The organism is Leptolyngbya sp. FACHB-671 (assembly GCF_014695745.1).
Classification (GTDB): Bacteria; Cyanobacteriota; Cyanobacteriia; order Elainellales; family Elainellaceae; genus JAAUTN01.
The window spans coordinates 36,795-47,037 of sequence record NZ_JACJOV010000144.1; the positions used below are offsets into that span (position 1 = coordinate 36,795).

12 protein-coding genes are annotated in these 10,243 nt (G+C 46.1%); 5 read left to right on the forward strand and 7 right to left on the reverse strand.

The features are described from left to right. Positions 1-8 precede the first annotated feature (8 nt). The 3 genes from H6F93_RS22720 to H6F93_RS22730 all read right to left on the reverse strand — a co-directional run bounded on the left by H6F93_RS22720 (position 9) and on the right by H6F93_RS22730 (position 4,518). Positions 9-1,307: a hypothetical protein gene (locus H6F93_RS22720; RefSeq protein WP_190685713.1), complete on the reverse strand. Its 1,299-nt coding sequence runs from the start codon at positions 1,305-1,307 to the stop codon at positions 9-11. 46 nt (positions 1,308-1,353) lie between these two features. Continuing rightward, on the reverse strand, positions 1,354-3,942 hold the full coding sequence (locus H6F93_RS22725) for a dynamin family protein (protein WP_199313916.1): 2,589 nt from the start codon (positions 3,940-3,942) through the stop codon (positions 1,354-1,356). 384 nt (positions 3,943-4,326) lie between these two features. Continuing rightward, a complete protein-coding gene (locus H6F93_RS22730) occupies positions 4,327-4,518 on the reverse strand; it encodes an RH3 domain-containing protein (RefSeq protein ID WP_190685716.1) in 192 nt (63 codons plus the stop codon). A 196-nt stretch (positions 4,519-4,714) separates the two neighbouring features. Between H6F93_RS22730 and H6F93_RS34185 the strand changes: the two genes are divergently transcribed. From H6F93_RS34185 to H6F93_RS22750, 4 genes are all read left to right on the forward strand, one after another. Beyond that, positions 4,715-5,317, forward strand: a complete 603-nt coding sequence (locus H6F93_RS34185) for a hypothetical protein (protein WP_242043574.1) — start codon at positions 4,715-4,717, stop codon at positions 5,315-5,317. Next, a complete protein-coding gene (locus H6F93_RS22740; RefSeq protein ID WP_190685720.1) occupies positions 5,314-5,622 on the forward strand; it encodes a helix-turn-helix domain-containing protein in 309 nt (102 codons plus the stop codon). Before H6F93_RS34185 ends, H6F93_RS22740 begins: the two co-directional genes overlap by 4 nt. Before the next feature lie 103 nt (positions 5,623-5,725). Then, positions 5,726-5,998 carry a hypothetical protein gene (locus tag H6F93_RS22745; protein ID WP_190685723.1) on the forward strand — a complete coding sequence of 91 codons (273 nt, stop codon included), beginning with the start codon at positions 5,726-5,728 and terminating at the stop codon, positions 5,996-5,998. Continuing rightward, the gene (locus H6F93_RS22750) at positions 5,995-6,195 is read left to right on the forward strand and encodes a hypothetical protein (protein WP_190685726.1); all 201 of its coding nucleotides are present in this window, start codon (positions 5,995-5,997) and stop codon (positions 6,193-6,195) included. The genes H6F93_RS22745 and H6F93_RS22750 overlap by 4 nt, the downstream gene beginning before the upstream one ends. Before the next feature lie 240 nt (positions 6,196-6,435). Here H6F93_RS22750 and H6F93_RS22755 read toward each other — a convergent pair whose 3' ends face one another. After that, entirely contained in the window at positions 6,436-7,215 is a 780-nt protein-coding gene (locus H6F93_RS22755; RefSeq protein ID WP_242043575.1) for a tyrosine-type recombinase/integrase, read from the reverse strand. 84 nt (positions 7,216-7,299) lie between these two features. On the opposite strand from H6F93_RS22755, the gene H6F93_RS22760 reads away from it, so the two are divergent. Continuing rightward, complete coding sequence (locus tag H6F93_RS22760; protein WP_190685731.1) at positions 7,300-7,767, forward strand: helix-turn-helix domain-containing protein; 468 nt, start codon at positions 7,300-7,302, stop codon at positions 7,765-7,767. An 8-nt stretch (positions 7,768-7,775) separates the two neighbouring features. Here the strand turns inward: H6F93_RS22760 and H6F93_RS22765 are convergent, their stop codons facing one another. The 3 genes from H6F93_RS22765 to H6F93_RS22775 are packed head-to-tail and all read right to left on the reverse strand — an operon-like array spanning position 7,776 to position 10,144. Next, a complete protein-coding gene (locus tag H6F93_RS22765; RefSeq protein WP_190685734.1) occupies positions 7,776-8,336 on the reverse strand; it encodes a TniQ family protein in 561 nt (186 codons plus the stop codon). A 20-nt stretch (positions 8,337-8,356) separates the two neighbouring features. Next, positions 8,357-9,223 carry an AAA family ATPase gene (locus tag H6F93_RS22770; protein ID WP_190685737.1) on the reverse strand — a complete coding sequence of 289 codons (867 nt, stop codon included), beginning with the start codon at positions 9,221-9,223 and terminating at the stop codon, positions 8,357-8,359. Positions 9,224-9,226: 3 nt separating this feature from the next. Next, on the reverse strand, positions 9,227-10,144 hold the full coding sequence (locus tag H6F93_RS22775; protein WP_190685741.1) for a Mu transposase C-terminal domain-containing protein: 918 nt from the start codon (positions 10,142-10,144) through the stop codon (positions 9,227-9,229). Between the last annotated feature and the right edge of the window lie 99 nt (positions 10,145-10,243).

A 10,243-nucleotide genomic window follows, 5' to 3' on the forward strand; every position in this document is an offset into this window, starting at 1 on the left:
CATCTTCGTTAAGCGTTTACAAGCGTTTCGTGCTCTGCTTCGTCCTGGGATGCGTCTCTACCTTGAAAATAGGAATACAAATTAGCGATCGCCAAGTGAGAAGCCTTCTGTAAGTTCTCAGGATTTAATGCATTAAGACCTGCTATTGCTGCCTGTTCAACAATGTAGGTTTCACACTCTCGCCGCACGTTTGGTGCAACTTGAAACGCTAGCTGATCCCTGAGTGCAGCAAAGTGAGACTTCTGCTTGTACTCATCGTAGAGAATTTGTTCAGGTGGCATTGCTAGCACTAAATCAGCTTCATCAGCTTCAAAGGAAGCAGGGATTTCTAGAACCGCCAGTTCTGTCGAAGATAAAAGCTTTAATTCTTGAGCAGGTAAGGTTCGGTACCAATCTGAATGCGCTTTCCAAGAATCTATTGCAGCTAAATCGTGACCATGAATTCTGGTGATCTCAGGAAACAGAAAATCTAATTCTGTTTCAGCATCACAGGAGTCTAACGCAGTCAAACAATCATGGCGGATTGTTGTATTGAGTGAACCGAGGCGATCGCTTACAACCTGGTACTCACTTTGTAGCTGAAAGGTCATGGCGATCGCTTGTTCGATCGCCCATACACACTCGCGTCTGCGAAGATTACCTGCCGGACAAACCCCAACTAAAAGCTGCTCATTGTCATAGTCTGCAAGCGCTTGAAACAGCATATCTCTAGCAGCAGTAATTTCTGCATTACGAGTACTTAAGTCTTGCAAAGCAAGGGCAGATTGCACCCGATTCAATGCCTTAGCAAAAAGTCCATAGGCTCTTGCCAAAATAGTGCGGTGGTTCCTAAACTCAACATCCTCAGCCACAAGAGCAATATGCTGTAAAAGCTCTTTTCCTTGCGTGTGAAGTGCTTGTTCAAGATTAATGAAACCGTCCTTCACTTCCAGCCGCAGTTGCTTTACCTCTCCTCTCAACTTCAGGGTTTGCCAAAGATTGACCGCAGAGAGAGCAGCAGTAGCAGCTACACCAACCCCAATTACAGCAGTCGTTGCCTGTAGAGTCGCAACTGAATCAGACAAAGCTTTTAGCGCTTGTAAAGTCTGATGATTTTGATAGAGTTGCCCTGCACCCATAACCAGTTGAGGAACAGCCGTTAATGGATTGAGAAATACTCCATTATTGACAACTCCAACAGCATGGCTAACAAATCTTCCTGTCGCAGCATCTCTGGCAATACTAAGCGGTACTCCATCGGAAAAAACTTGGGCATATTTGCCAGCTTGAATCCCAGCTTCGATCACAGCAGGAAATTGGAAAAGCATAGGTTGTCCTAAATTCAATTGATTAGCAGAATCCCGATGAACTGAGTTAGCCCAAAATAACTGGTAGTTCGCCTTGAACCTGAGAAAACTTCTGTTGAGTTTGTTCTATCCAAGCCTTTTCATCTTCGCGCTTCTGCAAAGAAGCTTGATGGGAAATAGCTTGCTGTTCCAAAAGCGCGTTCAGAATAGACAGAGAAGATTTAATGGCTTCCGTAGCAATTTCCGATCGCTGATATAGACTCGCAGCCACGTTCCCACAAATTCTCTCAACAATAGTCTCTGCTGACTCAGCTAACTTCTCAAAGCCCTTGTCATAGACCTCTTGCTTCATCTTCTGACGAATTACTTCTGGATCTTCACCCCAAAGCCAACCGACCAGTGCGCCGATCGCACCTCCTACTAGAAGTGCTGGAAGAAAGCCGACTCCGATAGCGGCTATCAAGGCTCCTGCGGCTAATCCACCGCCTCCGAAACTAACGCTACCCCACCAGCGTCCCTCCCCGTCACTAAAATCTGAGTCTGCGGAAGCTTGAAAGTTAATATCAACTCCCAGACTCGCTAAAGCCAAATCATACTGGCTACTGAGGTGAGAACCAGTAGTAGAATCAATTGTTTTCAATTGACTTTGAATTGCTTCCAACTCCTGGACAATAGAAGCATCAAGACGATGAATACCGGGTTTCAGAATAGAGTCTTGTACACTTGTAACGATCCAGTCATCTAAACCTGCCGATAAATCTCGAACAAACTGGTCGGTGTAGTCTCGTAGAATCTTTTCCTTTTCCTCATGTTGAGAAGTCCATTCTGTACTTTTTGTAGCAATGCGTTCTTCCACACCCTCAACCCAAGTTTCCCAGGCTTGAGCAACCTGCTCTACCGCTGATTCAAAAACTTGATCAGCCAGAAGTTCAATTCTGGTGCTGCGTCCACTAGCTTCCCCAATCAGTTCTAAAACTTTTTGCTGTTCAGATTCAGAGAGATTGATTTTGCCATCTAATACCTGTTCAGCCTGATGGAGAGCGTCCTTACTCTCCTGAATCAACCGATCAAGGGCTTCAACAGCTTGTTCAATCTCCAGTCTGCCCCGCTCCTGGGTCAAGAACTTCTCAATTGCTGCTGTAAATCCCTGAAAAGCTATCAAATATTCATCTTCAGTTCCCTCTAGAATGGCATCAAGTGCCGCTTGAGCCGAAATGAAGTGAATCCGATTTTCTCCCGTAATGATCGGATTCTGCCCTTGAAGAAAATTTTCGACCAGTTGCCGAACTTGTTGGCGATCGCGATCGCGCCGCAGCAAATCCATAAAGTTAACCAGAACAAACAGATTCTCAACAGGTTCGTTGTCTCGATTGCCTTTAAGCTGAGACTTCAGATCTTGCACGAGTCCGCGTTCTCCTTGAGTTAATGGGCGAGAAGCGTTCGCCAGAAAAACGGCAGCATCAACATCCTTCAGCAGTTTTTGAGTGACAACAGTACGATTGGGATGCTCATTTAGCCCAGGTGAGTCAATAATCTCTACGTTGTGGCGGCAAAATTCTAAACCAGGATGTTCTAGAACAATTTCTTCGATTTCAGATTTCGCTAACTCATCAGCAAGGCTACACAATGCTGCTTCTTCAGAAATAGAAGCCTTTTCCTGGTATTGGCTAAACGGGATTTCCTCCTCTCGCCCATCTGTGTAGCGGCAAGTAACTCGTTGCTGTGACCCATACTTAAGAACCGTAACGGTTCCGCTACAAGGAATTGCTCTGACAGGCTGAATCTCTTCACCTAGCAGTGCATTCAGTAGAGTTGATTTGCCCTGGCTAAACTCACCCACAATCGCCAATCGAAACCGTTGAGACTCCAATTTTTGAAGTAATTTTGCAAGTTCACTCTCGATATTTTGAGGCAGGACATTATGTTCTTCACAACTGTGAATGATTTGAGAGAGTTGAGAAACAACATCTAGAAGTTGCTGTCGTTGTTTCTGAAATTTCTCTAGTTCTTTGTAAGACAGAGAGGAAGTTTGCTGACTTTTCCGATGATTAGATTTGGTGGGTAGGCTTGACAGAATATAGCTAGCAGCATTCGCAAAGATCGGATCAATGGCTTGAAACCGAGTTGGATCGAGTAGATTTTGAACTTCGCTGAGCGCATCTGGATCAACTGCTTCCTGTTTGGTTAATCCAGCTTCAATCACTGCTAGATGTCGGGGTTGAACCTCCATACATTTTGCGATCGCTTGCACATACCTCTGCTCGACAGAATCAACGGAACCATCTGCAATGGCAATTTCATAACCAAAAGCAATTAACAGAAGTTTCTCCGATTCAGAAAGGTATCTAGTTAGCTTAGTAATCTCACTAGATTTAGCGTAGGTTCGATGCTGACGAACTCCCTGAATCATGAGTTTAACCAGTTGACTGATACCACTTCGAGCAGGGATAAACTGGTTGAGAATCTTTTGTAAACGCAGCTTCTCCCCGTCTGTGGCTTGATTATCTGCGTAGGTTACTCCAATTAGAACGGTTGCTAAAGCTGCCAAAAAGGTAATTCGAGGTGTGAGATGCCGTTGTTGAAATTCCTTACCTGTGATCCTTGAGAGCAGTTGAACCGTATCCAGATCATGTGAGGACATCTCTACAGGCATCATAAAACTTCCTTGATTGTGACTGTTACATGCACTAAGCAGAAGACAATCCGAAACTGTACTGTCCCAAGTTTTTAGAACATCAGCATCAGAAGGAACACTAGAGCCGTAAGGACAGAACTAACCTCTTGCTTCACATGCACTAAAGTTCTTTGTTAGGGATTCCCTATTCAAGGAAAGTTTTAACAAAGAAGTTATTGAGAAGTAGAAATTTCTCAAAGCATAAAATGGTTCTATGCCTTTCCTTATAAGGCTTTAAGTAAATTCGTAAAAAATTTTCGCTATTCGTGTCAGCTTTAATTTCCGCTTTACACAATTAACACAAGTCAAAAAACTGTGTTCGCCAGAGATCAGCTCAATTGCCAGGAAAATTTTTGCAGAGTACAGCTACAGATCAGACAACTCATCCAGATTTAGTCGCTCAATCACTTCCCGCTGCTGATCCTCCTCTAGCCAATGCTCAATCGCTTCATTCACCAAAGCATTAACAGAGGATTCCTTAACCGCTGCCAGGATTTTGAGAATCTTATCGGTATCTGTCGGCAAGTACACACGAATTTGCGCTTTTTTCTCTGCCATCACACAGCTAGGGCTTAAACGTCTTCCTTAGGGCTATTTTCCCTTAATGCAACATGTACTAAGGGCAAATTTTTACTTGTCCTATTGCCCTATTGCCTTATAAAACTCTAGACTAACCACAAATGCCAGACCCTCAGCTTTGGTCGGCACGGGGTCTGGCACTTACTCCCACTTCATTAGGAGCAGTTTTCATCCTATGTCAAATCACGCTACGCCAACGAAGGCAAGTCGTTCCTCTCGCAGCACCTCCAAGCTGTCCACAAAGCCAGAGCTATATCAAGCAGGCTACCAGCAAGCACTCCATGACTTTGCCATCCTGCCTCTACTCCATCGACTGCAATCCTACTCTAATGCCAACTTTGATGCCGCCTGGGTCGCTCTCACTCCCCAAGAAGCCGAAGCGATCGCCGTCCTTCTCATCCAGACCCTCATCACTAATCTGGACGGCAAACTTTTAGCTGCCTATCTAAGCGCAATTCGCGGCAAAACTTCCTACGCTTCTCCTTCCCTTGCAACTCTGCACCTTCCACCTCCGCCTACTGACCTCCCTGACACCTTCCCTGATGTCGAGATGCCCCGATTTCTCTATGGCGATCGCCTCTGCTGGCTCTCGAACGGTGAAACCACCGACTGGGGCATTGCGATCGGCAGGTTCTACAGCTTTGCGCCTCACTGCTGCCGTTGGTGCTGGTGTTACCTGATCTGGCTTGATCCCGACTCCCCCAGCTCCGCCTGGGTCGCTGCTGATATTGCCTGGGAAGAGGATCTGCAACCTCTCGAAGCGGAGGCAGCCAGATGACTCCTCGTTCCCTGACTGACCGACACCAAGCCTTGATTGAACGCTACAGCTACTGCCAGCTTGGAATGACTCCTCAACGGTTTTATGCCAAGTGGGGAGTGAGCCAGGAGGCGATCGCCGCCATCTGTTCACGTTCCCTCTCCACTGTTCGCTGTTGGTTTCGCAAAGGGCGCAGCTATCGCCGTCCAACTCCTACAGATTTACGGCACCTTGCCCTGATGGACTTTCTACTCGATCACTTCGAGCAACTGCCTCAAGATTTGACTAAAGCTCTCTGCTTACCCAGTGAGGATATGGAGACCTGAATCGCAAAAAAGTCAATACCATCCTGACCTGTTTTGCTAAGCCACCTTTTTATAGGGTGGCTTCAGTATTTTGGAGTGTTTCAGCCCCTTGAACCACAACCGAATGAATGGAAGACAACACATAGTCCAAAAAATTGCCATCATCCGCACTGCCCTAAAGCAACACGGATATTCTCTCCGCAAGCAACCCCGCCAAGCCGTTTGGACAATTCAGGTCAGCTCAACCAAACAGTATCGGCTGACCTATCAATCGTCTCCTATTGCTTTGTGGTTTCTGCATCCAGTGGATGGCGATCGCATTCGTCAGGAAGTGCTGAGCATCATCCAAAACACCCTCAATCAGCAACCTATTGATCCCTCTGAGAAAGTTCTATGACCTACCTCGATCAGTTACATCCGTGGTGCATCATCTGTCTTTTGCCTAACATGCAACATCGGGTCGTTGCCCGGTTTCGTCGCCGCAACGATGCTGAAGCTCATTTGCGAATCCTGCGTCAGAACGCTCCAACCCTTGATTACACCATCGTGTTTGATCCTGCTGTTGCTCCGGCTTCCCCATCTTCTATCAGGTAACTCGCTCTGATCCCCAACCCTCAGTTTGCTGATGCAGAGTATCATCTATACTCTGCATCAGAGATGGCTTCAGGAAACAAACGCTACACGGTAACGTTGAAACGAACTATACTTCTAGAAGTTTGTTGGTTACTCTTTATTCAATAGATTAAAAGCGTTTTGAGCTACCATTTCTGCTCGTTGTGAAGTCACCTTTTGGTAGCGTAACGTCGTCTGAATATTCTGGTGCCCCATCAATGCTCACAGTTCTTCAATCCCCATCAGCCCCACCCTCTCTGTTGCAAAGGTATGCCGCAAATCATGAATATGGATGCCTTCTAGTTCTGAGCTGCCAGCAATCAACTCAGTCCAACATTGATGGACTGTACGATAACTCAAACGGCTGACTTTCAGCGTGAACGGTTGCTGGGCAGTAAATAAGGCAGAGCATCTAGCGTGTCTGTCGTACTTCAGATAATCATCCAGCGCTTGAGCCGCGTCTTCACTGTAGAAGCACCAGCGACGCTTATTCCCCTTTCCAATCACCTGAAACTTCCGCTGATTCAGGTTTATATCCTTTAGATCCAGTGTTAGGATCTCGGCAATTCTTGCTCCCGTTCGATGCAGCAGACAAACCAGTGCCTGCATTCGCGCATCTGATACTACAACGCGATATAGAACAGACAATTGCTCCGGTGTGAGATAGCGAATCACCTCATCGGTTCCGTATTCACCTTTTTCTCGATCTGGCTTGCGCCACTTCAGTCGGGCGATCGGATTCGCCTTGATATGCCCTTGCTCCACTGCGAAGTTAAACAGCGCTTGAATAATGGATTGGTGGCGCTGATGTGTCGTGTAAGCAAGCTGATTCAATCCATTCAGGTATTCCTGCAACGTCTGCCGCGTCAAGATCTCAATCGGCGATCGCCCATACTCCTGCAACAGCGGCATCAAGGTTGACTCGTAAGAGCGAATTGTACTTGGAGCCAGATCTGGACGACTCAAAAATTCAGTCGCAACAGCAGCAAGTGATGTATACATCCCAAACCCTCTTAATCAGCAGGTTGATTCCACAGAAACAGCAATTAATGTAATGTTTATGTGAATACTTACAGGTGTACTTTTGTGTATATCTCTGAACCGAATCTGCTTCCAACTCCTCAAGAAACCCTTGCCGACTACGTACGCCGAGTCAGAACAAGCTTAGGCTTGAGTCAAAGGGAATTAGCAGACAAGGCAGGGGTTCATCTTCAAAGTGTAGGCAAAATTGAGCGGGGTCAAACCACACGGCTAAATCAAAAGCCAAAAAGTGGTCTTGCCCATGCGTTAGGTGTTCCAGTGGAATATCTGGATGCCGTTTGCAAAGGGGTAGCTGTGGAGGCGATCGCTTCTCTCAAGTTCTGCCCTACCTGCTGGATACCGGGAACTTCTCCCGACCCCATGTGGACGAGTGCCCGTTCTAAGTATTGCTTTGCCTGTGGAAGTGCGTTGTGCGATCGCTGTTCTAATTGTAATGAGGCGATTGCTTCTCTCAAGTTTCGGTTCTGTCCTTACTGCGGCAAAGCCTATAAAAAGGAGTTTTGCTCGTCCTGATTGTCGAATTACATCTTGGGAGAGGGGGCACTGGTTCCAACTCGGCTAGTTCTCCTAATTCTCCCTTGATACTTCGCCATCGACGTAAAACGCATCCCACAATGATGGCATTTCCCATCAATCCACAGAGCCGGAATCTGAAACGAAGTCTTGCAACTGGAACATCGCTCTAACAAGCGCAGATTGTGATATGGACAAGCTGCAACAATATCTTTGTACTGCCACGTCATCCGATGACAGGGCAGCTCAGCATAGCAAACTCCACACAACCGAATGGGGCGGGGTTGCAATGTCATTTCCCGGCTCGGCAACATATTTTGGAATCGTGAGAGATCTAACCCGACTAGACGGGCGATCGCCCCTAACTCTTCATCTGCTGGAAACGGATTAAAATAGAGCTTCTCCCATCGGGCAGTCACCGCACCAATTCCAGCCGCCTGCCCCAAAGAATAAGCTGAAGGCAAACTGTTCGCTTTGAAGCGTCTCAAACGACCAAGATAATGGCTAATACTTTCATACTCCAATGGTTTTACATGCCCTAGTCGAGGCACATCTTCTTCTTGACTCACGGAAAATTCTTCCTTCAATTTCAACCCTCACCCAACTCTGGGCTTTTTCTCGCTTTTATAGGGATATAAGGCTTTCCATAACGGCTAGCAATGTTATGCAGAATTGCTTTATCAACCTTTCCATATCCCTTCTTCAACGAGTGCGTAACTGCTTTTGTCAAAATTTTAATCAAAAGACCTATATGAGCTTCAGTGCTACTTACTAAGGTTTCAAACAAAATTCCCTCTGACAAATTTGATGCTTCGGGAAGCGCCAAAATATCGAGTTCAATGGTTCGCAAGGTTTTTTGAAAGTCTTCATAATCTAGGCGATCAAACTCAAATAAGTTTGGAAAACAAATTCGTAAATCAAAATTGCCTAGTAGAGTGTCAAGTTCTGGCTCACCAGACAGGATAATAGGAATCCCCGATTCCTCATAGAGCTGATTTAAGTCAACAAGAGCCTCTTGTTGAAGATTTTGTGCATTGTCGATAATTAGAAGCTCAATTCTAAAAAGCTTTAAACTTCCAGCCAATCTAGGTCGCAAATCCTGGCGTTTTCCTCTTGGAGCCCCATGATTAATATTTCCAAGGATTGTCGAAAATAATTTTCTAGAGCTTGTGTTTGACCAAGCTTCAACATAAGAAACTCGCTTCCTGTCCTCCTCCTGATAATGCTTTGAAGATCGCTTCTTACCAACACCTCTCGGTCCAATTACCCGTCCACACTGTTTTAGTAAGCGCGATTCATCTAGCCATCGGAAATATTGCGAGGCACGATCAGTCGGGATGAATGCCGTCTCGAATAACTCCTCAATTGCAACCGTTTTGGCAAGTACATCAGTTAAGTCGAGCTGAGGAGCTAAGACTTCCACTGAAACCTGAACTGCCAATTGTGATTCTGCCATGCCTTACCAAAGCCTCCTGAGAGTTTGATTTTTGGGAGTAACAAGCTTATGTCGCTCCTCAGTTGAAGGTGTAGAAGTAGCGGTTTCAACGGGCTGTGGAGGAGATACTAGAGGCTGTGGTGTTATCTGTTCAGGTAGAATCCTTTTCGGTAGGAGTTCCATTGGTTCGGTACTACTGGCGGATTTTCCTGCCCGTTCTTTCCGCAATTCCACCACTTTTAAGTTCTGCTTGCTTTTTCCTCGCAGTTTCTTCTGCTCCGATCGCTGCCGTTCTTTCTTCTCCTGTTTCCGTTCCTCCACTAGCCTTTGTCGCTTATCCAGAGACACGAGTGCATCAAAATTTGAATGCTCACGTTTAGCACTGCTCCGAGCTTTATTCAGTTGCTTCAGCTCATCCAGACTCAAATCCTGAGTATCCATATTAATTGCATGAGCATAGCCAATAAACTCACCGACTTCATCACCCGCCGATTGGCTGTAAATGTATAACGTCAAGATGTGGTCAGGGTCGTAGGTCAGTGTGACGTACTCACCCTTCAGCGATCGCAATTCTTCACAGCGGTAAGTCAGGTTCTCGAAGTAAACAGAGCCATGCGCCTGAACAACCCGTTGCTCCTCTTTCATCAAGCAAACGTCTAACTCTCGCTCATTCATCGGTTCGGGCAGTTTATTCCCCATACCTCTAAACCAGCGTTCATATCGAGTATCATGCGGGTCTTTAGGATAGGGCTGATGATTGTAGTCATCGCAAAAATAACTCGCTAGAATCTTGATATCTTCAATGGTGAGACAAGCCTCCTTCTCTGCCCGTTTTGCCCCATCTTCTTCCTTTGAGATGTATCCGGGAAGAGGTGCCAAAACCTCAGTGTTAATAGTCTTAAAGAGCCGTTCCACAATGCCCCCTTGAAGGTTGTGTCGCAAAGATTTTAAAGTAACAAACGAACTGGTCTCATTCGTATTGTTTTAAGCACTCACTCCGAAGAGTTCATTGATGAATCTTGCTCCAGATACACTGTCCCC

Excerpts from the sequence above, each read along its gene's own strand:
- H6F93_RS34185 (WP_242043574.1), top strand. The coding sequence starts at position 4,715 with ATGTCAAATCACGCTACGCCAACGAAGGCAAGTCGTTCCTCTCGCAGC.
- H6F93_RS22750 (WP_190685726.1), top strand. The coding sequence starts at position 5,995 with ATGACCTACCTCGATCAGTTACATCCGTGGTGCATCATCTGTCTTTTG.
- H6F93_RS22745 (WP_190685723.1), top strand. The coding sequence starts at position 5,726 with ATGAATGGAAGACAACACATAGTCCAAAAAATTGCCATCATCCGCACT.
- H6F93_RS22755 (WP_242043575.1), bottom strand. The coding sequence starts at position 7,215 with ATGTATACATCACTTGCTGCTGTTGCGACTGAATTTTTGAGTCGTCCA.
- H6F93_RS22770 (WP_190685737.1), bottom strand. The coding sequence starts at position 9,223 with ATGGCAGAATCACAATTGGCAGTTCAGGTTTCAGTGGAAGTCTTAGCT.
- H6F93_RS22720 (WP_190685713.1), bottom strand. The coding sequence starts at position 1,307 with ATGCTTTTCCAATTTCCTGCTGTGATCGAAGCTGGGATTCAAGCTGGC.
- H6F93_RS22725 (WP_199313916.1), bottom strand. The coding sequence starts at position 3,942 with ATGATGCCTGTAGAGATGTCCTCACATGATCTGGATACGGTTCAACTG.
- H6F93_RS22730 (WP_190685716.1), bottom strand. The coding sequence starts at position 4,518 with ATGGCAGAGAAAAAAGCGCAAATTCGTGTGTACTTGCCGACAGATACC.
- H6F93_RS22740 (WP_190685720.1), top strand. The coding sequence starts at position 5,314 with ATGACTCCTCGTTCCCTGACTGACCGACACCAAGCCTTGATTGAACGC.